Here is a 24,349-nt window from a genome sequence, read left to right as displayed (position 1 = left end):
ATACGATGCAGGCATTATCTAAAAAACAAAAGCAAATCGCTATCATTGGAGGAGGACCAGGAGGGCTAACACTCGCCTTAATTCTGCAAAATTACGGTATACAAACAACCATCTATGAACGGGAGATGCATGACAAGAGTCTTGAAAGAGGAGGCTCACTGGATATTCACGAAGAAACAGGTCAAAAAGCCTTAAAGGAAGCAGGAGTTTATGAGAAATTTCAAAAGAACGCTCGCTATGAAGGAGAAGATTTCCGGTTATTTGATAAAGCAGGAAGAATTTATCTAGACGAAGAAACTGAATCACATGAAAAAGGCACTCGGCCAGAAATTGATCGTGGTGTTTTGTGTGAAATGCTGTTAGATCAAATTGATGCTGAAAACATCAAATACGGATATAAACTAGATAGATGTGTTTCAGTAGAAAACGGCATGACAGAACTTCATTTTGAAAACGGGGTTGTCGAGACGGTTGACCTTTTGATTGGGGCAGATGGTGCATTTTCTCGTGTACGTCCGCTGTTAACAGATATTGATATTGAATACTCCGGGCTCACGATGCTTGAACTGAATGTCCTAAGCGTAGAGGTGAACCACCCTGATTTAGCTGAATTTAATAAACGTGGTAAGATGTTTGCTTTAGCAGATCACAAAGGAATTATTGGTCAGTTAAACGGAGATGGACGAATAAAAGTGTATGCAAGCCTTATGGTAGAACGCAGCTGGATCGAGACTTGTGGCATTCCATTTAATCAAGCGAATGAAGCGAAAGAACCATTATTAGAGTTATTTAGTGATTGGGATGATCAGCTGAAAAATTATATTCGTTATGCAGAAGATGTCATCATTCCAAGACGTATTTATACGCTTCCTGTCGGTTTTAAATGGAACCGTCATAAAGGAGTAACGCTTATCGGTGATGCAGCCCATGTCATGACACCATTCGCAGGTGAGGGTGTAAACATGGCGATGTTTGATGCAATGGAGCTTGCACTTGCTATTGTCCGAAATCCTAATGATATTGAAAAGGCTATTGAAGAGTACGAAGAAATGATGTATGAATATTCATCGGAAAAGGCTCAGGAATCGGAGAATAGTTTAAAACTGTGTTTTTCAAAAGACGCTGCGGTCAAGCTTGCAGATATGATGAATTCTTTTCAAGTAAACGGTGATTGATGCTCAATTTACTATTTTACTTTGACATGTTATAAAGAGAGTATGAACAATTCAAATCGTCATATTATAAGTCGCCGGTCTCGGCCGGCTAAAGAGCCCTTAAGCCGTGAGCTTATTGTTAAAACTGCCTATGCGCTTCTTAAGGAGCAAGGGATAGAGGGCATGAGTATGCGTAAGGTGGCTAAAGCATTGGATACGGGACCTGCATCCTTGTATGTCTACGTGAACAATTTTCAAGAACTAAGTGCTTACGTATTGGATTATGGTCTCGGCCAAATGGTTTATCCAGATTCAGTGGATGGCACATGGAAAGAAAAGTTATGTGAAATATTGCATACTTATTTCCTGCTGCTATTAGAAAAACCTGGTCTTGCTGAAATTTCTCTTTCCACCATTCCACAAGGAACGAACTTTCTTCAGTTGACCGAACATATTCTCGCTGCATTGCATGAAGGCGGGATCAAATCTACATCCGCTGCATGGGGAGTAGACCTGTTACTGTTATACGTATCTTCCGTAGCTTACGAAAAGGTCTCTTGGAAGAAACAAGACTCTTCGCAGATTTTAGACACAAAAAAAGCATTTCATGATGCAGACAAAACGCGTTTTCCTTTCATTCATAGTGTAAAAGAAGAAATGTTTGCAGGTGATCCCGTATCAATGGAACGGTTCCGATGGGGAATTGACGTCATTTTGTATGGAATCCAGAAAGAAAGCAATTAGAAAGGAGCACAAGCAAAAAGCAGTCAATGGCTGCTTTTTTTATATGGTTATTTTCACATTTGTGATCTTGTGAGCATCATGATATATAAATAAATCTATATATATTGCCTTTGTATATAAAAAATTATATAATTTAATGGAATAAAAAAATGAGGTGCTTAGGCATGGAACATATGAAGAATTTATTAGAGAGTTATATTCCTTTAGCAAAATCTACTGCAAAAATGTTTGGACCAAATTGCGAAGTGGTTATTCATGATTTAACGAACCCTCAAGCATCTGTCATGTTTACAGTAAATAACCATGTGACAGGAAGAGAAATCGGCCAATCATTTGATCATCTAGTAAAGACTGTATTACAATCAGAAGATTTTAAAGAAGATTATCTGGCTGGTTATACATTTGTAACAGAAGGTAAGCGTACGATTCGTTCTTCGACTTCATTAATACGTGATTCAAAGCAAAAGGTGATTGGTGCTTTCTGTATCAATTTTGATGTTGAAGCACTGAATCAAATGCAGCAATTTATGGATACTTTTCTTTCTACACAAGTGGAAGCTCAAGAGAAAGAAACAACATCAAATGATGATCTTGAAAATGTGGAAGAAATAGTAGATCAATTGATTCAACAAATCATTCAAAACAGCGTTCACCCAGTCATGAAACGCCATGAAAAAATTGAACTAATTAAATTTATGGATGAAAAGGGCATCTTTTTAATGAAAGGATCTGTTGAGAAGGTCGCATCTATGTTAGGCATTTCCAAAGTAACCGTCTATAGCTATTTGGATGAAATCAAAAATAAATCGAGGTAAGGAGTGTCAAAATGAAAAGCATACTCGAGGTAGGAAATCTAAAATCAAACGGACACTATGCATTCGCAACCATTCATCAAAACACGGTCTATGTTTCAGGACAATTTGCCATCAATCCCGAAACGAGAGAAAAAGAGTTCGGCCACATTGAAGAAGAGACATTACAAGCGCTTAAGAATGTAGAGATGATTGTAGAGGCTGCTGGAAGTAAAAAAGAGAAGATCTTGCGCATGACATTATACATTTCGAATATTCATTTATGGGACAAAGTAGATGCTGTTTATACTAATTTTTTCGGTGAACATAAACCAGCACGTACTATTGTACCAACGAATGAATTACATTTTGGTTTCAAAATTGAAATTGATGCCATTGCATATATTTAAGATATTTTTTTGCCTACTCTATATAAAAAATTATATTTCATATAAAATAATATTCGAAGGGGTAGATGATCGATGAATCAATTGATTTGTAACCATTGCGGGAGAAAGTATGAGATGACACCAACTCTATGGAAATGTGATTGTGGTGGAGTATTAAATCTGGTGAAAGATACTCCGAAAATAGATGTTGCAGCTTGGGATCACTATCCAAACTCATTATGGCGTTATGTTGAAACCATGCCATTTTCAAAAGGTTCTAAGACTTGGGAAACTGTCACAATGGGGGAGGGTCAATCACCTTTAATCGTTCTAGATCCTAATGAGCCAAACACTTATGTAAAAGTTGATTATATGATGCCGACCTTATCCTTTAAAGACCGAGGAGCCGCTGTTTTGATGACAAAAGCTAAGGAACTCGGGGTATCAAAAGTGATTGCTGATAGTAGCGGGAATGCAGGAACGGCGATTGCAGCTTATGCAGCACGTTGTGGTATTGCCTGTGACATCTATCTAAGCGATGAAACTTCGCCTAAAAAGGTCGCTCAAATAAAAGCACATGGAGCAACGATTAAAGAAATTCGCGGTACACGAGAGGACATTGCAGCTGCGGCACAAAAGGCAGTAGACAATGAAAACGTTTTTTATGCAAGCCATGTGTATAATCCTTATTTTTTTGAAGGAACAAAAACATATGCCTACGAAATCTATGAGCAACTAAAAGGAGCACCTGATACTTTAATCATTCCGGTTGGAAACGGTACTCTCCTCCTAGGTGCATATTATGGCTTTAAAGAGTTATTTGAAAATGGGCTCATTCATAAAATACCGAAAATCGTTGCCGTACAAGCGAAAAACTGTGCACCCCTTGTGAAAGCTTATCAAAATGAAGAGGAATCAGCATCACCTGTGACGAATAAAGGGACCTTAGCAGAAGGGATTGCCATTGCTGCTCCAGCACGCTCCAAACAAATTTTAGAAGCTGTACTAGATTCCAATGGTACGTTTATTGATATTAAAGAAGATGAGATTCTAAATGCACGCTCTAAACTAAGTGAGAAAGGATTTTATGTAGAAGTGACATCTGCAGTCAATTTGGCTGGCTACATGAAATATAAAAAGGAATCAGAAGAAACCATTGTCATACCTCTTTGTGGTGCAGGGATTAAATCAAAATAACCCTATTAGAATTGTCTCTCCTTGAAAATATGGAAATCCGTTGGTATTGAGTCTATTGAAAAATACAAAAAGTTGCGTGCCCCGTTGACCTACTATATCATCTATCAGGAGTGAGGTTTGCGAGTGCTGGAGCCATTAGGATTTATATAAGAATAGGAATTGTCATATGACAGACCATTGAAAGAAATGAATAACTATAATATGACTTTATTAAAAAGGATGTTTGAGAAGAAAGCTACTGAGAAAGCATTTTTAAGCCGTAGTAGCTTTCTTTCCAGTCTACCTAATTATTTTTCATTTGTTCCTCTCCCCAATAACATATCTCATCTAATACAGGCATCAGTGATAATCCCTTTTCAGATAAACGATATTCTACTTTTGGAGGCACTTGAGGATATTCTTTACGATGAATTAAGTGATCCGCTTCAAGTTCTTTTAGTGTGTTGGTTAATGTTTTAAATGAAATTGTTCCGAGCGTACGTTTCAGCTGATTATAGCGAACAGGAGCACCGTTTGTATATAAAGCATACAGAACCGGCATTTTATATTTCCCGCCAATTAATGATAAAGTATACCCAAAACCAATATCTTTTAGGTCAGCTTTCGTCTGAAAGGACTCCTCATTCATTTCACACTCTCCTTTGGGTTAGTATCGCACTTTGATTACCGTACTTGTAGTATGTTATAGCATACAATAAAATAATTGTACATCAAAATATGATGCAAAACTCAGAAAAAGGGTGAATGAATAATGAAAACGATTGTCTATGCACATCCTTGGGATGGAAGCTATAATCATGCCATTTTGACTTCCATAACAGAAAATCTAGAAACAAAGAAAGAACCATTTCAAGTAATCGATTTATATAAAGATGAGTTTAATCCTGTTTTTACAGCTGAAGAATTGAAGTATTTTCATAAAGGAGAAACACCTTATCAATTAGTAAAGGATTATCAAGAGAAATTAAATCAGTCAACTGAATTGATTTTTATATTTCCTGTCTGGTGGTGGGATTTACCTGCTATTTTAAAAGGATTTATTGATAAAGTGATGTTAAGGGGTTTCGCATTTACGGAAGATCAACACACTGGTGCTTTGAAAGGTTTATTGACAAATATAAAAAAAACAACCGTGATTTCAACATCTACAACAAATAAGGATTATATTGAATCTGAAGCCGGAAATGCCATTCAAAGCGTTTTTATTAACAGAACTCTAGCTGATTTGGGAATGAAAAATGATTCCACCAAATGGATTCATTTTTCTAGAGTGAACTTAACAACAGATGAAAAGAGAAAGCAATTTTTAAAAGAAATATCCCAGAATATTTGATTTACAGTACAACAAATAAGGCCCAACTTCTACGACCGATTTAATTTATTGAGAAGGTCGTAGAAGTTTTGAAATTTAAAAGAGATGAGATTTAGACAAACAAAAGTAAACTTGTAAAAGAAGGTAAATGTAGATCCATTGTATGACCTGATAAACAATAGCCGTATAAGAATTCCACAATTTAAAGTAAAGCTTTATAACTTTAGTTCTACACGTTCAGCAGACTCTTTATCACCAGTCATTCAATTAATCATTGCTTTCTCCTCCAAAAAAAATTCGAACAGCAACTCTTTTTTCATTTTCTGTCATAATCCCTTCAGCATTTATTGGGTTAGGGTTTTTCCACGTACCAGTGGCATCTATAACCGCCTTTGCCTCGTAAGTTTTTTCTTCTTGATTATTTAATTTCACTCGAATGATAAAAGGCACTAGATCTCTGTCTTTTGTTTTTATCAACACCTTTTTTGCCAATATGGAGAACTGGGCTATTTAAATAAATATGTGGTTTCATTTGAAGAAGAGAAGTGGGTAAATCAATAATTTTAACGCGAATAAATTTTTGTTCAAATCATATAATCGATTGATTATATAAGTATTCAGTTATATAATATTGGAGGATTTGATAACAGGGACCGTCACCAATATTTAAAAGAGGGAGGGAATCATTGTGACTTCAGATGTTTCAATTGGTTTGTTACATATGTCGAATTGTTTAAAAATACTCAGTGATCAAACAAGACTCATTATGATGAAATTGTTTTTGGAGAAGGAATATTGTGTTTGTGAACTGGTAGATATGTTCGAAATGAGTCAACCAGCGATTAGTCAGCATTTACGAAAATTAAAAAAAGCTGGATTTGTCCATGAGAACAGAAAAGGGCAGTGGCGTTATTATTCAATCAATACACTGTGTCCAGAATTTGAGACGATTTGTATCATCTTAAATCAAATTGATAAAGAAGATGACCTTTTAAAAAGCATACAACATAAAGCAACAAACATTTCTTGTTCGTAAGGAGGGATGGGTTTGAGTTTTGCCGTTTTATCATTACTCATATTTTTGTTAACTTTGGTATTGGTTATTTGGCAGCCAAAAAATTTATCCATAGGGTGGTCCGCATGTGGAGGGGCCGTTTTAGCATTAATCGTAGGTGTTGTGAATGTTGACGATGTGATCACCGTGACAGGCATCGTTTGGAATGCGACTTTAGCTTTTGTTGCCATTATCGTCATTTCACTCATACTTGATCGAATCGGCTTTTTTGAATGGGCAGCATTGCATATGGCAAAGGCTGCAAAAGGCAGTGGGCTGCGTATGTTTGTGTATGTGACCATCCTTGGTGCAATCGTCGCTGCTTTATTTGCAAACGATGGTGCAGCACTTATTTTGACACCCATTGTTTTAGCCATGGTCAGAGCATTACACTTCAATGAAAAAATTGTATTCCCTTTTATTATCGCGAGTGGGTTTATTGCAGATACAACTTCGCTTCCCCTTGTCGTAAGTAATTTGGTGAACATAGTAACAGCCGACTATTTCAACATTACGTTTATTGAATATGCATCCAGAATGGTCGTTCCAAACCTTTTTTCATTGCTAGCGAGTATCACTGTACTGTACCTTTTCTTTAGAAAGAGTATACCTAAACGCTATGATCTGACTGAGTTAAAGCACCCTAGTGAAGCAATAAAAGATCCAAAGATGTTTAGATTATCTTGGTATATATTAGCTTTTTTATTGATTGGTTATTTTGCAAGCGAGTTTTTATCTATACCTGTATCGGTCATAGCTGGTGTGATTGCCATTTTATTCTTGGTCATTGCACAAAAAAGCCCTGCTGTTCAAACAAAAAGCGTTCTAAAAGAAGCACCATGGGCGATCGTTTTCTTTTCCATAGGTATGTACGTTGTTGTCTATGGCATGCGAAATGCAGGGCTCACTGATGCTCTTTCAAGCGTGATCCAAGCTGTAGCAGATCAAGGTTTATTGGCAGGGACTCTTGGTATGGGATTTATCGCAGCAATTCTTTCATCTGTCATGAATAATATGCCGACGGTCATGATCGATGCATTGGCCATATCCGGCACCGATACACAAGGAATGATGAGAGAAGCGTTAATATACGCAAATGTCATTGGTTCTGATTTAGGACCAAAAATTACGCCCATTGGCTCCTTAGCAACACTACTATGGCTCCACGTCCTTTCTCAAAAAGGTGTGAAGATTTCCTGGGGGACATATTTTAAAATAGGGGTCATTTTAACTGTACCAACGCTATTCATCACACTTTTAGCATTGTATTTCTGGCTAATGATTATACATTAAAGGAGACGATCAACATGTCAAAGAAAACAATTTACTTTTTATGTACCGGTAATTCTTGCCGCAGTCAAATGGCTGAAGGTTGGGCTAAAAAACATCTTGGAGATGAGTGGAAGGTCTATAGCGCTGGTATTGAAGCTCATGGATTAAATCCGAATGCTGTAAAAGCAATGAAAGAAATAGGGATTGATATTTCTAATCAAACGTCTGACCTGATTGATCAGAAAATATTGCATCACGCTGACTTAGTCGTAACACTATGCGGGGACGCAGCTGATAAATGCCCGATGACTCCACCTCATGTCAAACGTGTCCATTGGGGCTTTGATGATCCAGCAAAAGCAGAAGGAACAGAAGAAGAGAAGTGGGCATTTTTCCAAAGGGTAAGAGATGAAATTGGAGATCGATTGAAACAGTTTGCTGAGACTGGAAAGTAACGTTAAAGAACCTTCGAGATATCCATGGTGTTAACAAAACTTAGGCTCACCTCATTTTGTGACCCAATTGCTCATTTAGGATATTTCCACGAAGAGTATGTACGCAGAAGAAAAATGGTTAAAAAAGTAGCACAGATTTAACTTATGTCAATGCAAATAGAACTTAATTTGATGAAAGGGAGGGTTCCGATCAACGAACCCTTTTTCATTTGTTGAGAGTAAGATCACCCTTCATCCTCTAAATATCTGTATAGAGTTGTTTTACTTATACCCGTCTCGAGTGTAATTTGAGCGATGCTATATTTTTTACTTTGATACATATCTAATGCTCGCCTGACATTAGCATCAGGCTTTCTAGGGCGACCTGTATTTTTTCCTTTTCGTTTAGCTTCATAAATACCTGCCTTAGTACTCTCGCTTAAAACATCATATTGAAAATCTCCAACACTCTTCATAAGCTTAAAAAACACTTTACCTTCATTTGTTGATGTATCTACTTGATCAATGATAGATATCAATTGAACATGCTTCTGCTGTAGTAATTGAACTAATTCAATTAGGTGTCGTGTAGAATCAGCAATACTATAAAATTTATAGACAATGACTTGATCTCCTGCATTTAAAGAATTCAGCAAATGATTGAGTTCAGGTCTATTTTTAGGAGAAATGGTTTGTTCATAATAAATCCTATCACAACCTTTATCTTTAAGAGCTTTCGTTTGTAAAGACATATCTATATCCTGACTAAATGGACGTGCATAACCGAAAATCACTTTATCATCTCCAAAAAATTGCTTACTGTAATTATAACAAAAAATCAATTTGATTATTTCTCAATGATTTACAGCACCAAAAAAGTTCATTTTTGGGACAAAAAATGATGGACTTTTAAATCCTGGTCTGTTAAATTTGAAGATGTTATCAACGGACCTGACTTCTATGAGAGTTAGAAGTCAATTTTAAAAAGAAGGAGTGTTTTTCATTTGTTCGTACAAAAACTTCATAATGAATGGTTTCCCAATGTAAAAGGAGATATTTTAGCAGGGATCGTCGTTGCCCTTGCTCTTATACCAGAGGCTATTGCTTTCTCGGTGATAGCAGGTGTAGATCCAATGGTCGGACTTTATGCATCTTTTTGTATCGCCGTTGTCATTTCTTTTGTAGGCGGTCGTCCTGCAATGATTTCTGCTGCTACGGGTGCTATGGCACTGTTAATGGTGACCCTAGTGAAAGATCATGGGATTGAGTATTTATTTGCTACGACAATTTTAACCGGGATCATCCAATTTATATTTGGTGCACTTAAAATTGCTCGCTTTATGAAATTTATACCTAGATCGGTTATGGTTGGTTTCGTAAATGCACTTGCCATTCTAATCTTTATGGCACAGGTGCCCCATTTTGTTGGAATATCGAACCTCACTTATATCGTGGTTGCGGTTACTTTACTCATTATTTATTTACTTCCACGGTTCACTAAAGTGGTACCTGCTCCACTTGTCGCCATTGTTGCAATGACTGTTTTAGCTATTTTTGGTCATCTCGAATTACGAACTGTAGGCGATTTAGGTAAAATCACAAGTTCTTTACCGAGCTTTATGATTCCTAATATTCCTTTAAACATTGACACAATTATGATCATCTTTCCAACAGCATTAGCACTTTCTATTGTTGGGCTTCTAGAGTCTTTATTAACTGCATCTATCGTAGATGATATGACAGATACAGAAAGTGATAAAAATAAGGAAAGTCGTGGTCAAGGTATTGCTAATATTATTGCCGGATTCTTCGGAGGAATGGCAGGATGCGCTATGATTGGTCAATCAGTGATTAATGTGAAATCAGGGGGCAGGGGACGCTTATCCACATTTTTTGCAGGTGTTTTCTTGATGTTTCTCATTATCGTCCTTGGTGATTGGGTCGTGAAAATTCCTATGGCTGCTCTAGTTGGTGTGATGATTATGGTTTCTATCGGTACATTTGATTGGTCATCATTACGAACAATTACTAAAGTTCCATTATCAGACACTATTGTGATGGTTGTCACCGTTGTCACAGTTGTAGCAACTCATGACTTATCTAAAGGCGTTTTCGCAGGAATCGTTTTGAGTGCTGTCTTCTTTGTAGCCAAAATATCAAAGGTCAGTGTAAAAGCTTCTTCAAAATCTTCAGATAAAGAAATAGTCTACGATATTAAAGGTCAACTGTTCTTTGCCTCAGTACAGGACTTTGTTCAATCATTTTCGTTCAGTGATCAACCAAAAGAAAAAGTCACATTAAACTTTACTGATGCCCATATATGGGATGATTCAGCTGTCGCAGCGATCGATAAAGTTGTATTGAAATTGAAAGAAAATAATAAAGACGTCCTTCTAACAGGATTAAACGAAGCCAGCAAAAAATTAATAAAAAAATTAGCCACTTATGATCAGCCAAATGCAAAAGCATCAGGTCATTAATGAGGGGGATGAAAGATGTATAAAAAAATACTATTGGCTGTGGATGGTTCAGTCCATTCTGAAAGATCAACGGACCATGCGATTCAATTAGGAAAATTAACGACAGATGCAGAAGTAGAACTCATCTATGTTTTGGATTATTCTAAATCTAAAAGCGAAGTGTTGCATAGTGGAAGCGCAGAGGCACTAGAGCAAGCTAGGAGACTGAAGCTGAAAAAAATAGAAGAAAAATTTCAAACTGAAGAATTCCCTTATAAACTAATAATGAGACATGGTGAACCTGGGCCTACAATTGTTTCTTACGCCAATGACAATCATTTTGATCTAGTCATTATAGGGAGCAGAGGATTAAACTCCTTTCAAGAAATGGTTCTAGGAAGCGTCAGTCATAAAGTAGCCAAAAGAGTGGACTGTCCAGTTTTAATTGTAAAATAAGCAAAAGACATAAAATAAGATTTCACATTCTAAAAAATTGAAATAAGCAGATATATCGCTTCAAAATAAAAAATATTTAAAGTTAAAAATAGACTCCACCTCATTTATAAATTTAAGTGAGTAGAGTCTATTTTTTTACTTTGTGATCGATTGAAACAGGAAAGAGAAGATTTAATTTTAAAGGGGAAGTTAAAGGTATTTAAACCCTTAAAAGGATAAGAGGTTATGGACCCTTATTCATGTCCTTGTACACAAGTACAATGATTTTAGAAGGATTTAAAGAGGTCTGACTAGAATTACATTCACGGCTGAAAAATAGAATATCTAGGAAAGCACATTGTTCTATCTAAATCAAAAGGAGAGGTTATTTTTGAATGACAGTAGAAGGAAAGATATCCAACAAACAGGGCGTGAGTTAGCTCTTGATACTTTTTTAAATGTTAGTAGTGACACAGCTGCTGATATTGCAAAGGAATCTATAACAAGCATGACAGGTGATATTCTTGTTGATGCAGCAAGTTCACTCATTCCTGGGATCTCAGGTGCAGTTCAAAGTTATAAACGTGCCCGTTTTGAAAGAAACATCAAAACATTCACAGAAGAATTGCAATCTAAAATAGAGGAAATACGTTTAAATCTAGAATTAAAAACATTTGAACAAAAAGAACAGATTGATCAGTTATTTCAATATGTGCTGGATTACGTTATAGACGAACAACAGGAAGAAAAAATTCGATATATGGTAAATGGATTCGTGAATATTACTGAACATCACCATGTTTCGAATGACTTTATCCTAACCTATTACGACGTCTTAAAAGAACTTAGAATGGTGGATATATCTGTCCTTAGACTTATGTATGTTTCTCGTTTTGTATTTGATCAAGAATCAAAAGAAACGTTTCAGGAATTTATGGACAGACATGGTATAAGCTATGAGCAATATAAAGCAGTTCGTAGAAATCTACTTAGGATAGGAGTGTTAACAACAAGAACCGACTTGGAAATCACGGATGATCTTGAGGAAATTTCAAAAGCATTTAAAGAACTACACTCCTTTTTAAACAAGTTCACAAATCCGAAATTTAAACGTTCATTACCAAAATTAAAAGAGCCAAAATTTAAGTCAAAAGACAATTTTGAGATCTCCAAGTTTGGACGTGATTTTGTAGAATTTTTCTTAGAGTCAGAACAACCACTTAGTGAACAGGACATTTAATAAATTTGTGTTTTGCTCTTAATTTTTGTAGGAATCATGGTAACAAGTATCACTGGCTAACAGTATATAGGAAAATATTAAAACATCATAATGAACGGTATTATATGAGGAAAACAGAACTCTAAAAGGAGATGCTAAGCTCAATAATACTTAGTGGAAAGTCAACAATGACGAAAATTTAGGCGATATATATCATGGAAATGTGATCATTGGAAATTTTAAAGATTGGATTAATAATGGAATGAATGAAACAAATTAAATAAACCGTAGGGAAAGTTAAAGATCCTCCTGAGAACCTTTACGACCATTTTAATAAGGACGTAGAGGTTTTTAAATATTACATTTGGACATAGAGGTTTTTGATTTTTGATATTACATACAAAAGGGTAGTTGGAGATGGAAGAGAGGGAGTGCACAACAATGGATCCACATTTACCTTCCGAATGGATCTACATTTACCTTCTTGTACAACATATGAAGCTATGAAGACGAAATCTTATTCATTTCTTTTTATTAGTTTACATAATATATATTCTAGGAAGTTACAGCACAAATGAATTTCTCTTGTCTCAAATCTAAGTATACTTATCTTATTGAGACAAAAAAGAAAAAATCAAAATCCTTGTTTATTCGCCAGATTTTAATTCACCAAGATATTTTATGATTTTCGCAGGATTTCCGCCAACCACGACGTTTGCTGGAACACTTTTTGTCACAACGGCACCAGATGCTATGACAGCATTGTCGCCAATCCATACGTGGTTTCCAATGGTGACTGGTTTGCCGAATTCAATGCATTTTGCACGTTCTATCGGGTCAAGCGGGTGTTCAGCCGTATAATTATGTACATTCGGACCTAATAAACAGTGATGTCCAATGGTAATTTTGCAAACGTCTAATAATACTGCATCAAAATTTGCAAAAAATGCTCGCCAACCTCGATATTGTATCCGTAATCGCACTGCAGCCTTCCTTCAAAAACGACATCATTTCCGCAAGCGCCTAATAATTCCTTTAAAATGGATGTTCTTTTTTCTGGCTTATTGGTTTGCTGGTATGTAAATGTCAAATGTCTCGCTCTTTTTCGATCTGCAATTAGGGTTTGGTCACACTAGATACATAATGTTCTCCTTGGATCATTTTTTCCTTTTCACTTTTCATGTTGATCCTCTCCTCCCCTTCTATTTATCCTGATACATCATTTGGTAACCAATTGACCATTCGACATATTCCAAATGACGTCTGAACCTGTGATAGCGCTGCCTTTAAGTTTGTTTGTACATTTCTGGCTCAATCCCGTCTCCTTTCACCGACATGCTTCCTCCCTATTATGTTTATTTTAAAGAATTGGGAAGGCAAGATTTATTTTGACTAGAATTGGTCATGTTCCTGCCTCAAGTTATTTACGAATCAGCCCATCTCATTTATAATCGAGTAGATTTGTTCAGTTACAGATATATCTTTAAATGTGAGGGATTAGATGGAATTAAAGTGGTATAAAGCGATTATAGTTATTTTCACGATGTCTGGTATTTCCATCTCTACATGGTTTTCACGGACACCGGAAGTTAGAGATTTATTACAAGCCAATACAGGAACGATGGGACTTATTTTACTTGGCTTATCCGTTGGTTCAATTGTCGGGCTTATTCTTTCAAATGTATTTGTTCGAAAAAAAGGCGGCCGCGTGGCGATTGTGATTAGTGCTTTTTTGATGTTCCTTGGATTCACCACTCTTGCCATTGGTTCAACACTCTCTTCTATCTTTGTTGTCACTGCCGGTCTATTTCTTTTTGGAGCAGGCTCAGGTATGTGCAATGTGGCGATGAACCTAGAAGGGACAGAAATTGAATACAGTATCAAGAAAACCATTTTGCCTATATTGCACGCTTCCTTTAGCATTGGCACTTTAATTGGAGCAGGAGCTGGCATTCTTTTTATCCATCTAGGGGTCTCTGTGCTGAATCACCTACTAGTCATTGCCCTTCTTTTCTTTCTCAGCATCTTGATTTGCACACGGTTTATTCCGCACGGTACAGGAAAGGATCAGCATGAGAAGCAGTCAGATACAATAGATGATACTCAAACGCCATGGCTGAACAAACGAACGGTCTCTCTTGCGATGATCGCCTTATGTCTTGCGTTTGTCGAAGGGTCTGCCAATGATTGGATTCCACTTGCGATGGTGGATGGCTACCAGGTTTCACATTCCATGAGTACAGTCATCTATGCTTTATTTTTATGCGGGATGATTAGCGGCAGACTAATCAGCGGACGTTTGATCGATCGTTTCGGCAGGGTGTTATTGCTAAGAATTGCGATTTTATCAGCCGCCGCCGGACTATTTCTGGTCATTTTAAAGATTTCACTTGTTGTATGTATGATATCGATCTTTTTATGGGGACTTGGCGCTTCTTTAGGCTTCCCGCTAACCATTTCTGCAGCTGGTGATGATAGCCGGTACGCCGTGAAACGCGTCAGCATTGTGACCTTATCAGGTTATACAGCCTCTCTTTCTGGGCCGCCTATATTAGGGCTGCTTGCCAATCAAGTAGGACTGCTTCATGCCTTTATTTTTGTTTTATTCGCAATATGTATTGCAGGAATCTTTACAAAAGCTGTAGCAAAACCGCGTTCATTACAAGTTCACTAAAAGTGTCTGATCCTCGATCATGGCACTTTTTTTAAATTTAAAAAATAAAATTGAAACCTTTCATGAAGTGAAACAGTCCTATAAATGTCCTGATGTTTATCGCTTTTTTAAAGAGGGAAAGTAAAAAAATAAGACTTTTCAAATAACAGAAAACGTGGTAAGATCATGAAAATAAACAGGAAGGGGTGAGAAAAATGAAAAAAAATATGCTGCTAAAATTAGCTGTCTTATTCATAGCACTCGCAAGTTTTCATTTGTTCTCAATGCCTCATTCCGTTCAGGTATACCATCATGCAAAGGTGGTTGCCGATCAAGAATCACATGAAATGAAAATCGCTCAGACAATGGGCGATGAAAAGAAACAAAAACATGTGAGCGCAGTATTTGCCGCATTTACAGTACTGCTGATGATTGGCAGTATGACAGCTGGATTTGCACGCATCACTCATACTGATCAATTTGACCGGAAAAAGAAGCATTTACTTGCAGTATTCTATCAATCTTCTTATTTCCGACTATCTCGTGTTTAACCCAACCATCTAAATCAAAACAAAAATTGGGAGGTTTTACACGATGTTATTTTTCTTAAGAGTATTTATTCTAGGTCTATTCTCTGTCACTTCACTTTCTCTTTTCGTCTACCAAGGAATTGAAGTAGTGCACGCCATTACAAGCATGTTTGGCAACCACGAGAGCTAAATGACCCGTATATAAAAGAAACCCCCTGTTTATCGCAGGGGGTTTTCGTTTGCTTATTTATTGTCATCTGGCGCAGGTTGAGGTGTGACAAGGACATGTGTTACTTCTCCCTGCTCTTCCTCATCTACAATAAATGATCCATTGCTATAGCGGTCATTCGCTCTTAAAGTAGAGATATCAAGCGGAATCGTTGTACCCTTATCCGTATCAATCTCAAGTGTATCGTGAAGTGATGCAGCAATAACAGCCACAATACGGTGTGGGTTTTTCTTTAATTCTCTTAGCATCAGAACTCCGCGTTTGGCTCTAGATGTTTTATCAAATTCAGAGAGGTTCATTCGCTTCACAGCCCCTCTTTGAGTCGTCAGCACGAGGACATCGTTTTTCGGATCAATGATCTGACCAGAGACTACTTCGTCCCCATCCTTCAAGTTGATTCCTTTGACACCAGCCGCTCTCGGACCAACAACACTTACTTCTTCTTCATCAAACCACAATCCATAGCCATTTTTCGTCGCAATAAACAATTCCTGCTGTCCTGTTGTCACATGGACATCCACGAGTTCATCGTCTCCTTTTAGGTTCAAGGCGACAAGCGGTTTCGAATAGCGCTGCGCTTTATATTGAAGAAGCTCTGTTTTCTTCACCATTCCGCCTTTTGTAAAGAACAGGAGATACGACGTTTCATCAAATTCTTTAATTGGAATGGCTTTTTGAATTGATTCATCACGATCAATTGAAATGATATTTGTAATATGCTGCCCCATGTCTTTCCAGCGTATGTCTGGCAGCTGATGAACTGGACAATAAATATAGCTCCCTTTATTCGTGAACAATAGGAGGACATCCGTTGTATTCATTTCAAACTGATGAATCAGGCGGTCTGTATCCTTCATGCCAAAGTCCTTACCGTTAGATGCAGCATAGGAGCGCTGGCTTGTCCGTTTGATGTACCCATCCTTCGTCACCGTGACGTAAACATCCTCTGAGGCGATCATCACTTCAAGGTTAATCTTAATTTCTTCGATTTTTTCCTCAATGACAGATCGTCTCTCATCAGCATATGTCTTTTTGAGCTTTTTCAAACTGTTTGTAATGACCTTTAGCAGCTTTTTCTCGTTACCTAAAATGTCTTCAAGTTCTGTTATACGCACATCAAGCTCACTAGCTTCGTCTCTTAATTGCGTAATATCCGTATTCGTTAAACGATATAACTGGAGGGAAACAATCGCTTCTGATTGTGCTTCTGTAAAGTCATATTTCTCCATCAAGTTGTTTTTCGCATCTCGCTTATCATTAGAGGAGCGGATTGTGGCAATGACTTCATCTAAGATGGAAAGCGCCTTAATTAATCCGTCTACAATATGGTGGCGTTCCTTCGCTTTTCGAAGCTCATATGCTGAGCGGTTCGTCACCACTTCTTTTTGATGGGCAATATATGCATCAAGTATAGTTGTCAGCGTCATTAAGGTTGGTCTACGATTATGTATCGCCACCATATTAAAGTTATATGGAATTTGCAGATCTGAGTTTTTATATAAGAAATTCAAGACACCATTTGCATCTGCTTCTTTTTTCAGCTCTACCACGATTCGAAGCCCAGTTCGGTCAGTCTCATCTCGAACCTCTGAAATTCCTTCAACTTTTCTTTCAATTCGGAACTCGTCCATCTTTTTGACAAGATTGGCTTTATTCACTTCATAAGGAATTTCTGTGATCACGATTTGCTGGCGTCCGCCGCGGATGGTTTCAATTTCCGCTTTTCCGCGAATCATAATCTTTCCTTTTCCTGTTTCATAAGCCTTCTTAATGCCGTCGACCCCTTGAATGATACCGCCTGTTGGGAAATCTGGACCTTTGATGACTGTCATTAAATCCTCAACCGTACAATGCGGCTGTTCGATTCGTTTAATGACACCATCAATCACTTCTCCCAGATGATGCGGCGGGATATCGGTGGCATAACCTGCTGAAATCCCTGTTGATCCATTCACGAGAAGGTTTGGAAACATCGCTGGTAAAACAACTGGCTCCTTGCTTGTATCATCAAAGTTTGCGACAAATTCGACCGTTTCCTTGTCTAAGTCCTTTAATAGCTCTGAAGCAATGGCAGAAAGCCTTGCTTCCGTATAACGCATGGCAGCAGGCGGATCTCCATCGATACTCCCGTTATTCCCATGCATCTCAATGAGCACATTTCGTACTTTCCAATTCTGACTCATTCTCACCATCGCTTCATAAACAGATGAGTCACCGTGCGGATGATAGTTACCAATCACGTTACCGACTGTTTTCGCGGCTTTACGGAAGTTTTTATCTTGCGTGTTTCCTTCTGCGTACATCGCATATAAGATTCTTCGTTGTACAGGCTTTAGTCCATCTCGCGCATCTGGAAGCGCACGGTCTTGGATAATATATTTACTATAGCGACCAAACCGGTCTCCGATCACTTCTTCTAATGGTAAATCATGAAATCGTTCTTGTTGTGCCATGTTTAAACCTCCTCAGCTAGCGACAAGTTTTCATTTTCAAGAATGTTGCTTTCCTCATCAAGTCCAAAGGCGACATTCTTTTCAATCCATTTACGTCGTGGTTCTACTTTGTCACCCATCAATGTCGTGACGCGGCGTTCCACACGTGCAGCATCGTCGATTTTGACCCTGACAAGTGTTCTCGATTCTGGATTCATTGTCGTTTCCCATAGCTGGTCGGCGTTCATTTCACCTAAACCTTTATAGCGCTGAATCGTGTACCCTTTTCCAACTTTCTTCAGTACGTCATCCATTTCTTCATCAGACCATGCGTACTCAATGATTTCTTTTTTCCCTGAGCCCTTGCTGACTTTATATAAAGGCGGTAGTGCAATAAACACTTTGCCATGCTCAATCAGCGGCTTCATATAGCGGTAGAAGAACGTCAGTAGAAGCACTTGAATATGCGCTCCATCTGTATCAGCATCTGTCATGATCACGATTTTGTCATAATTGATGTCTTCTACATTAAAATCGACACCGACGCCTCCACCGATCGCATGAATAATGGTGTTGATTTCTTCATTTTTGAAAATATCAGCAAGCTTCGCTTTTTCTGTGTTGATGACCTTTCCACGAAGCGGCAGCACCGCTTGGAATTTACGGTCACGCCCTTGCTTTGCTGATCCGCCCGCTGAGTCGCCCTCTACTAGGTACAATTCGTTTCTTGCTGGGTTTCTAGATTGAGCAGGTGTTAATTTTCCGCTCAGTGTTGCTTCGGACTTTTTCCGTTTCTTGCCGCTCCTTGCTTCTTCACGTGCTCTTCTAGCAGCTTCTCTTGCCTGCTGCGCTTTAATCGCTTTTTTCACAAGAAGAGTGGCTGTTTCCCGGTTTTCTTCAAGGAAATAAGCCAGCTTTTCAGAAATAACAGCATCAACAGCCGAGCGAGCCTCACTTGTCCCAAGCTTTCCTTTTGTCTGGCCTTCAAATTGAAGCAGTTCTTCAGGAATTCTGACAGAAATAATTGCTGACAGTCCTTCGCGAATATCAGTGCCTTCTAAATTTTTGTCTTTTTCTTTTAGAAGGGCTACTTTGCGCGCATATTCATTAAAGGCTCTCGTCATCGCCGTTTTGGCACCAGACTCATGCGTACCGCCATCTTTTGTTCTGACGTTATTGACGAAAGAAAGAATATTCTCCGAGTAGCCGTCATTGAATTGAAAAGCAAAATCTACTTCGATGGATTGATGCTCTCCTTCAAATGAGACCACTTCACTCAGAACATCTTTTTCTTCATTTAAATAAGCAACGAAGGCTTCAATGCCCGTCTCATAATAAAAGGTTTCTTGTACATCATGTCGTTCATCAATCAGCTCTATTTTTAATCCTTTTAATAAAAAGGCAGATTCTCTTAAACGTTCTGATAAAGTATCGAAGTTATAGGTCGTGACACTGAACATAGTTGGATCAGGTTTAAAATGAATCAGTGTTCCTGTTTTTTTCGTTTTTCCGACTTTTTCAAGTGATGTGGCAGGCTTTCCGCCGTTTTCAAAGCGCTGATGATAAATAAAGCCGTCGCGTTCAATTGTGACAGTGAGCCATTCTGACAGCGCGTTTACTACAGATGCCCCAACTCCGTGAAGCCCACCACTTGTTTTATATCCGCCTTGACCAAATTTTCCGCCTGCGTGAAGGACCGTTAAAATGATCTCAGGTGTCGGTTTTCCAAGCTTATGCATACCAGTAGGCATCCCGCGTCCTTTATCTTGGACGGAAATGCTATTATCTTTATGTATTTTGACAATGATATGATCTCCATGGCCAGCGAGCACTTCATCGACAGAGTTGTCTACAATCTCATAGACAAGGTGATGAAGACCGCGTGAATCCGTAGACCCAATATACATCCCTGGACGTTTACGGACCGCTTCAAGTCCCTCTAGCACCTGAATAGAATCATCGTTATAATCTACTTGCTGCTTTTTAACCAAATGCTTAATCCCCTTTCACTAACAAACATAACCGGCAAACCATCAAATGATCTCTCTAGATTTTAATGATGATCATGCTGCTCATTACTGTCCACTTTAATAAGCTGCATCATCACCATGCATGTGTGAATTAACAAAACATGCTCTTTTGCACGGCTATGAGAATGTTCTACATTCTGCAATCAGAACTAGAAGTCCATTATAAACAAGACTGTTTGATAAGCCAAATGCAATCATATGATGGTTTTCATAAAACAGAACAAACGTTCTACCGTTATCTTATCGCTCTTTTTCTTGATATGCAAGGTCACCGCTATGTCCCTGTCGCCTTATTTTATCGCTTTCTTCTAGAATCGCAAATATATTTCTGCAACAAAAAAGCAAAAATCCTTGAAAACCAAGGATTTTTGACGATTTAATGAGTTTTTGTCATTGCATGAGCCACCTTGATACATAAATCCATGATGGCGACCTTGCCATTTTCCTCAATCAGCCTTTTCGCTTCCTCGTGATAGATGCCTTGCTGCGCCCAAAAAACAGGTGCGTCCATTTCAAGAAATTCTTCTGCCACCTCGGGCAAAAACTCTGAACGTCTAAAGACATTGACGATATCAACAGGATCTTTGATGTCCTTTAAAGAAGCGACTGCTTTCACACCAAGTGCTTCATCAATCGTTGGGTTCACCGGAATGATCTCATATCCGGCATCTTGCATCGCTTTAGACACCATATAAGACGTACGGTGCGGCTGATCTGATAATCCAACAACAGCAATTCGTTTACTGCTCTTTAATATACGGCCAATTTCTTGTTTCGTAGGATGATTCATCCAAACACCCCTTTTCCTCTATTTTAGCGAACTTCTGCTTAAAAACAAAGCTGAATCCATCTGCTTTTGATTTTTTCAAAAAAAGATCCCCATGTTTTTCATAAGATCATGTTAAAATGTAAGACAAGAGGGAGAATATAAAGGAGTTATGCAGATGTTAATTGCTTTGATGTTTATTTTGGCTTATCTTCTCGGCAGTATTCCATCCGGTCTCATTGTCGGGAAAGCTGCAAAGGGTATCGATATCCGTGAACATGGCAGCGGAAACCTAGGTGCAACGAATGCATTTCGTACACTTGGCATAAAAGCAGGGTCTATCGTGATTTCAGCTGATATTTTAAAGGGGACCCTTGCTTCTGCTTTACCGTTTTTCATGCAACTGGACATTCATCCCTTATTAGCAGGAGTTGCTGCTGTTATCGGTCACAGCTTTCCTGTCTTTGCAAAATTTAAAGGGGGAAAAGCAGTCGCTACATCTGGCGGCGTGTTATTATTTTATACCCCATTCTTATTTATTACGATGATCGCTGCTTTTTTCTTATTTTTATACATTAGTAAATATGTTTCACTATCATCTATGCTGACCGGCATCTATACATTCATTTACAGCATATTCACCAAAGACGTATTCTTAATCATTGTTGTTGCCGTTCTTGCTGGTTTTGTGATCTACAGACACATCGCCAACCTCAAACGAATCCTCAACAAAACTGAACCGAAAATCAAATGGCTCTAGCCGTTTCATAAGTTTCATTCTGTGGTAAAAGGAAAGAAAAGCTGTTTTTTGCATCCTGCATTTTAAAAAACAGCATGACTTCAAAAAGGGGCGATCACATTGAAATTAACAATAAAAGAAGATGCACTCAATTGGTACAAGGATGAATTAGATTTAGAAAAAGGTGATCAAGTTCGCTTTTTTGTGAGATATGGCGGGTGCAGTAATGTACAAAAAGGCTTTTCTCTCGGCGTCGCAAAAGATGAACCTCAAAATGCTGGCGCAACCGCTGAAATAGAAGGTATTACTTTCTTTGTTGAAGAAAGTGATATTTGGTATTTTGACAACCATGATCTGCATATTGATTATAACGAGTCCGTGAAAGAACCAGAGTTTCATTATGAATAAACAAAAAAGATACCTCATCCCTCGGGTATCTTTTTTGTTTTATCCTTCAATATATAGCCCATACTCATGAATGTTTCCTAAAGACCGCTCCTTTTGCAGGATTCTTTTTTGTGGTTCACCAATCAAGTCAAAGTGTGGAAACCCTGCGCGGTCATGAATCCATTCTTTTTTGAGTCCATGTTTTTCTCCCCACTCAATTAACTGCTTCATATCCTGACAGGCTGCTTTAGTGACGGTATTGGCATGCGGGAAACGGTCATCAAGCCAATAATGGGTTAAAAAGGCCAGTTCTCCTTGCTGGACAGCTGATTTCCACGCATTTAGATCGCTTCTTTTAATACCAAACGCCATGAATTAAACCTGCTTCTTCGACTGTTCGTATACTTTGTGCCAGGCAGGAAAAGCTTTTCTAAATTGAATAGGTCTAAAAGTTTCTTTGTCTACACAAATATGTGAGGTTGTCCCTGTAATCGCTGTTTGCCCATCAGGCTTTTGAATTTCGTAGCCATACACCGTTTTGAGTCCATTGTATTCTTCAATCCATGTATGAACTGTCGCTGTTTCACCGTACAGCAATGGTTTTTTATATTGCACCTGTAAATCTATAACGGGTGCAAGAGCGCCGTCTGCTTCTAGCTGCGCATAGGAAAATCCTAATTCTTTAATCAGTGCTGTTCTGCCGACTTCCATCCAGATTAAATAATTGGCATGATACACGATGCCCATTTGGTCTGTTTCTGCATAACGGACTTCTATTTCTTTTTTAGATACATACACGTTTTCATCGCTCTCCTATCAAAACCTAAGGTCTCTGCCATTTTACCACAATCGAAATGGTTCTTCTAAAAGGAGGCAATAAAATAAACCAGGAATCCCTGGTTTATTCGGTATAGCCATTTTTTCTTGCTGCTTCTTCGTCCTTGATCTCAGAACGCATGGCATCAATACTCATTTTTCTATTTTCATTTTTTTGCTTGATCATCTGTTTTTCTTGATCTGTCGAAAGGGCCATCGCTGCTTCAGATTCATCGATATTGTCAAGGGTGTTTTCGATCATATCTTGCAGCTTTTCAACATTATCAGAACGATCATCTGGATTGGATTGATATGACTTTCCATTCATCATGATACCCTCCTTATTCGCCCTTCGTCTGTATGACATCAGGCTGTTCATTTGATTTATTATGCATCTTTTTTCCTTTATTACGTTTGTATGCTACAGGTTTTGTCCCTAAATGGTCTGGTGTAAACTGCGCTTGTTTATCATGCTCTCTACCCATCATTCATCCCTCCCTCTTCTTTAGGATGAACGAAATAGGATAATTCATAACTTATTTCTGTCTAAAACGCTCTTCCAACTTTTCTTCAAGCTGGTTTAAAAACTCCTCATTGCTTAATAATTCTTTTTTATTTTCAAGTACAAGCTCTTCAAATGTACGGCGTTTTCTTCTTCTCATTGCACTCACCTCCAGTGTTTGTATTTCATTTTCGCCAAAACATTTAGAAAATAAGCAAAAAAGCTGAATCATTATAGACCCAGCTCTTGCTCAATTTCTTTTTTTGTCAGCATTTGATGCTTTACAGACACGATTCTTCCTTTTTCATCTAATATGTATGTCGTGGGGTATGAAAGCACCTGATATCGTGCTTGAATGCCTTTTTGATCCAATAAAATAGGAAAGCTCAGCTTTAATTCATCTGCAAATGCTGCAACATGATCTACACTTTTTTCAGTGGTCGTCAAATTCACCGCAAGTACTTCGACCTGATCATATTCGCTTCTAATTGCGTCTAGATCCGGCATTTCTGTCCTGCATGGCTTACACCATGTCGCCCAAAAATTGACGAGCACCTTTTTCCCTTGGTAATCAGATAACGAGGCCGTTTGACCATCTAGGGTTTTAAGTTCAAAATCAGGGGCTTGATCCCCTTTTTCAAGACCGATTGCGGGCTCTTTTGGTTCAAGTAAATTCCACACAAGTAAACCAATCAACACAAGTAAAACAGCGCTTGCCATTCCTTTTTTCCACATGATTGATCCTCCACTATTTTAAAAAAGAAGAGAAAGCTGTCTAGTCGCCTTCTCTTCTTTGCTGTATGAG

29 protein-coding genes and 1 pseudogene are annotated in these 24,349 nt (G+C 38.1%); 17 read left to right on the top strand and 13 right to left on the bottom strand.

The features are described from left to right. Positions 1 to 5: 5 nt before the first annotated feature. The 5 genes from C6Y02_RS07085 to C6Y02_RS07065 all read left to right on the top strand — a co-directional run bounded on the left by C6Y02_RS07085 (position 6) and on the right by C6Y02_RS07065 (position 4,275). Complete coding sequence (locus C6Y02_RS07085; protein ID WP_106030955.1) at positions 6 to 1,175, top strand: FAD-dependent oxidoreductase; 1,170 nt, start codon at positions 6 to 8, stop codon at positions 1,173 to 1,175. A 42-nt stretch (positions 1,176 to 1,217) separates the two neighbouring features. Further along, entirely contained in the window at positions 1,218 to 1,898 is a 681-nt protein-coding gene (locus tag C6Y02_RS07080) for a TetR/AcrR family transcriptional regulator (protein ID WP_189318244.1), read from the top strand. Between the two features lie 164 nt (positions 1,899 to 2,062). After that, positions 2,063 to 2,713: a helix-turn-helix transcriptional regulator gene (locus C6Y02_RS07075; protein WP_034660798.1), complete on the top strand. Its 651-nt coding sequence runs from the start codon at positions 2,063 to 2,065 to the stop codon at positions 2,711 to 2,713. Between the two features lie 11 nt (positions 2,714 to 2,724). Continuing rightward, on the top strand, positions 2,725 to 3,099 hold the full coding sequence (locus tag C6Y02_RS07070) for a RidA family protein (RefSeq protein ID WP_041109273.1): 375 nt from the start codon (positions 2,725 to 2,727) through the stop codon (positions 3,097 to 3,099). 72 nt (positions 3,100 to 3,171) lie between these two features. Next, positions 3,172 to 4,275 carry a threonine synthase gene (locus C6Y02_RS07065; RefSeq protein ID WP_106030954.1) on the top strand — a complete coding sequence of 368 codons (1,104 nt, stop codon included), beginning with the start codon at positions 3,172 to 3,174 and terminating at the stop codon, positions 4,273 to 4,275. A 283-nt stretch (positions 4,276 to 4,558) separates the two neighbouring features. Here C6Y02_RS07065 and C6Y02_RS07060 read toward each other — a convergent pair whose 3' ends face one another. Further along, a complete protein-coding gene (locus C6Y02_RS07060; protein ID WP_106030953.1) occupies positions 4,559 to 4,903 on the bottom strand; it encodes a winged helix-turn-helix transcriptional regulator in 345 nt (114 codons plus the stop codon). Between the two features lie 123 nt (positions 4,904 to 5,026). Here C6Y02_RS07060 and C6Y02_RS07055 point away from each other — a divergent pair, with 123 nt between their 5' ends. Beyond that, positions 5,027 to 5,608, top strand: a complete 582-nt coding sequence (locus tag C6Y02_RS07055; protein WP_106030952.1) for an NAD(P)H-dependent oxidoreductase — start codon at positions 5,027 to 5,029, stop codon at positions 5,606 to 5,608. 246 nt (positions 5,609 to 5,854) lie between these two features. On the opposite strand, the gene C6Y02_RS07050 is transcribed toward C6Y02_RS07055, so the two are convergent. After that, the gene (locus C6Y02_RS07050) at positions 5,855 to 6,064 is read right to left on the bottom strand and encodes a hypothetical protein (RefSeq protein WP_142393575.1); all 210 of its coding nucleotides are present in this window, start codon (positions 6,062 to 6,064) and stop codon (positions 5,855 to 5,857) included. A 211-nt stretch (positions 6,065 to 6,275) separates the two neighbouring features. On the opposite strand from C6Y02_RS07050, the gene aseR reads away from it, so the two are divergent. The 3 genes from aseR to arsC are packed head-to-tail and all read left to right on the top strand — an operon-like array spanning position 6,276 to position 8,368. Further along, positions 6,276 to 6,623, top strand: a complete 348-nt coding sequence (gene aseR / locus C6Y02_RS07045) for a metal-responsive transcriptional regulator AseR (RefSeq protein ID WP_106030950.1) — start codon at positions 6,276 to 6,278, stop codon at positions 6,621 to 6,623. Positions 6,624 to 6,635: 12 nt separating this feature from the next. Next, entirely contained in the window at positions 6,636 to 7,934 is a 1,299-nt protein-coding gene (locus tag C6Y02_RS07040; RefSeq protein ID WP_106030949.1) for an arsenic transporter, read from the top strand. A 14-nt stretch (positions 7,935 to 7,948) separates the two neighbouring features. Next, complete coding sequence (gene arsC, locus C6Y02_RS07035; RefSeq protein ID WP_106030948.1) at positions 7,949 to 8,368, top strand: arsenate reductase (thioredoxin); 420 nt, start codon at positions 7,949 to 7,951, stop codon at positions 8,366 to 8,368. 224 nt (positions 8,369 to 8,592) lie between these two features. Here arsC and C6Y02_RS07030 read toward each other — a convergent pair whose 3' ends face one another. Next, positions 8,593 to 9,141 carry a recombinase family protein gene (locus C6Y02_RS07030; protein ID WP_106030947.1) on the bottom strand — a complete coding sequence of 183 codons (549 nt, stop codon included), beginning with the start codon at positions 9,139 to 9,141 and terminating at the stop codon, positions 8,593 to 8,595. A 210-nt stretch (positions 9,142 to 9,351) separates the two neighbouring features. On the opposite strand from C6Y02_RS07030, the gene C6Y02_RS07025 reads away from it, so the two are divergent. The 3 genes from C6Y02_RS07025 (at position 9,352) to C6Y02_RS07015 (ending at position 12,481) form a co-directional block, all read left to right on the top strand. Beyond that, a complete protein-coding gene (locus C6Y02_RS07025; RefSeq protein WP_106030946.1) occupies positions 9,352 to 10,827 on the top strand; it encodes a SulP family inorganic anion transporter in 1,476 nt (491 codons plus the stop codon). Between the two features lie 15 nt (positions 10,828 to 10,842). Then, the gene (locus C6Y02_RS07020) at positions 10,843 to 11,262 is read left to right on the top strand and encodes a universal stress protein (RefSeq protein WP_106030945.1); all 420 of its coding nucleotides are present in this window, start codon (positions 10,843 to 10,845) and stop codon (positions 11,260 to 11,262) included. A 370-nt stretch (positions 11,263 to 11,632) separates the two neighbouring features. After that, positions 11,633 to 12,481, top strand: coding sequence for a hypothetical protein (locus C6Y02_RS07015; protein WP_106030944.1), 849 nt, complete (start codon positions 11,633 to 11,635; stop codon positions 12,479 to 12,481). A 626-nt stretch (positions 12,482 to 13,107) separates the two neighbouring features. Here C6Y02_RS07015 and C6Y02_RS19465 read toward each other — a convergent pair. Next, positions 13,108 to 13,642: pseudogene (locus tag C6Y02_RS19465) on the bottom strand (sugar O-acetyltransferase). Between the two features lie 319 nt (positions 13,643 to 13,961). Here C6Y02_RS19465 and C6Y02_RS07005 point away from each other — a divergent pair. The 3 genes from C6Y02_RS07005 to C6Y02_RS19600 all read left to right on the top strand — a co-directional run bounded on the left by C6Y02_RS07005 (position 13,962) and on the right by C6Y02_RS19600 (position 15,833). Continuing rightward, complete coding sequence (locus C6Y02_RS07005) at positions 13,962 to 15,134, top strand: MFS transporter (RefSeq protein WP_034660790.1); 1,173 nt, start codon at positions 13,962 to 13,964, stop codon at positions 15,132 to 15,134. A 194-nt stretch (positions 15,135 to 15,328) separates the two neighbouring features. Further along, positions 15,329 to 15,664: a hypothetical protein gene (locus C6Y02_RS07000; RefSeq protein ID WP_034660789.1), complete on the top strand. Its 336-nt coding sequence runs from the start codon at positions 15,329 to 15,331 to the stop codon at positions 15,662 to 15,664. A 43-nt stretch (positions 15,665 to 15,707) separates the two neighbouring features. After that, complete coding sequence (locus C6Y02_RS19600) at positions 15,708 to 15,833, top strand: hypothetical protein (RefSeq protein ID WP_008343787.1); 126 nt, start codon at positions 15,708 to 15,710, stop codon at positions 15,831 to 15,833. A gap of 53 nt (positions 15,834 to 15,886) precedes the next feature. Here the strand turns inward: C6Y02_RS19600 and parC are convergent, their stop codons facing one another. The 3 genes from parC to C6Y02_RS06980 all read right to left on the bottom strand — a co-directional run bounded on the left by parC (position 15,887) and on the right by C6Y02_RS06980 (position 21,124). Then, complete coding sequence (gene parC, locus C6Y02_RS06995) at positions 15,887 to 18,325, bottom strand: DNA topoisomerase IV subunit A (protein WP_034660788.1); 2,439 nt, start codon at positions 18,323 to 18,325, stop codon at positions 15,887 to 15,889. 2 nt (positions 18,326 to 18,327) lie between these two features. Next, positions 18,328 to 20,295 carry a DNA topoisomerase IV subunit B gene (gene parE, locus C6Y02_RS06990; protein ID WP_060596429.1) on the bottom strand — a complete coding sequence of 656 codons (1,968 nt, stop codon included), beginning with the start codon at positions 20,293 to 20,295 and terminating at the stop codon, positions 18,328 to 18,330. Positions 20,296 to 20,710: 415 nt separating this feature from the next. Beyond that, a complete protein-coding gene (locus tag C6Y02_RS06980; RefSeq protein WP_034660785.1) occupies positions 20,711 to 21,124 on the bottom strand; it encodes a CoA-binding protein in 414 nt (137 codons plus the stop codon). A gap of 154 nt (positions 21,125 to 21,278) precedes the next feature. Between C6Y02_RS06980 and plsY the strand changes: the two genes are divergently transcribed. Then, on the top strand, positions 21,279 to 21,860 hold the full coding sequence (gene plsY / locus C6Y02_RS06975; RefSeq protein ID WP_034660784.1) for a glycerol-3-phosphate 1-O-acyltransferase PlsY: 582 nt from the start codon (positions 21,279 to 21,281) through the stop codon (positions 21,858 to 21,860). 99 nt (positions 21,861 to 21,959) lie between these two features. Continuing rightward, the gene (locus C6Y02_RS06970) at positions 21,960 to 22,247 is read left to right on the top strand and encodes a HesB/YadR/YfhF family protein (RefSeq protein WP_003210876.1); all 288 of its coding nucleotides are present in this window, start codon (positions 21,960 to 21,962) and stop codon (positions 22,245 to 22,247) included. A 39-nt stretch (positions 22,248 to 22,286) separates the two neighbouring features. On the opposite strand, the gene C6Y02_RS06965 is transcribed toward C6Y02_RS06970, so the two are convergent. The 6 genes from C6Y02_RS06965 to C6Y02_RS06940 all read right to left on the bottom strand — a co-directional run bounded on the left by C6Y02_RS06965 (position 22,287) and on the right by C6Y02_RS06940 (position 24,279). Beyond that, positions 22,287 to 22,598 carry a hypothetical protein gene (locus tag C6Y02_RS06965; protein ID WP_034660782.1) on the bottom strand — a complete coding sequence of 104 codons (312 nt, stop codon included), beginning with the start codon at positions 22,596 to 22,598 and terminating at the stop codon, positions 22,287 to 22,289. Positions 22,599 to 22,601: 3 nt separating this feature from the next. Then, complete coding sequence (locus tag C6Y02_RS06960) at positions 22,602 to 23,024, bottom strand: acyl-CoA thioesterase (protein ID WP_034660781.1); 423 nt, start codon at positions 23,022 to 23,024, stop codon at positions 22,602 to 22,604. Between the two features lie 103 nt (positions 23,025 to 23,127). Further along, the gene (gene tlp / locus C6Y02_RS06955; protein WP_003211760.1) at positions 23,128 to 23,370 is read right to left on the bottom strand and encodes a small acid-soluble spore protein Tlp; all 243 of its coding nucleotides are present in this window, start codon (positions 23,368 to 23,370) and stop codon (positions 23,128 to 23,130) included. Between the two features lie 13 nt (positions 23,371 to 23,383). Then, positions 23,384 to 23,527, bottom strand: a complete 144-nt coding sequence (locus C6Y02_RS06950) for an acid-soluble spore protein N (protein WP_008357830.1) — start codon at positions 23,525 to 23,527, stop codon at positions 23,384 to 23,386. Positions 23,528 to 23,578: 51 nt separating this feature from the next. After that, positions 23,579 to 23,776, bottom strand: coding sequence for an FbpB family small basic protein (locus C6Y02_RS19460; protein ID WP_223256506.1), 198 nt, complete (start codon positions 23,774 to 23,776; stop codon positions 23,579 to 23,581). Then, positions 23,776 to 24,279 (bottom strand): TlpA family protein disulfide reductase, encoded by a 504-nt coding sequence (locus C6Y02_RS06940; protein ID WP_106030942.1) that lies wholly within the window; start codon positions 24,277 to 24,279, stop codon positions 23,776 to 23,778. Before C6Y02_RS06940 ends, C6Y02_RS19460 begins: the two co-directional genes overlap by 1 nt. Positions 24,280 to 24,349 lie beyond the last annotated feature (70 nt).

The sequence above is a fragment of the Bacillus sp. NMCC4 genome, assembly GCF_002998555.1.
Lineage (GTDB): Bacteria > Bacillota > Bacilli > Bacillales > Bacillaceae > Bacillus.
The sequence above is the reverse complement of the archived record's forward strand: the minus strand, read 5'-3'. Positions and strand labels throughout refer to the sequence as shown.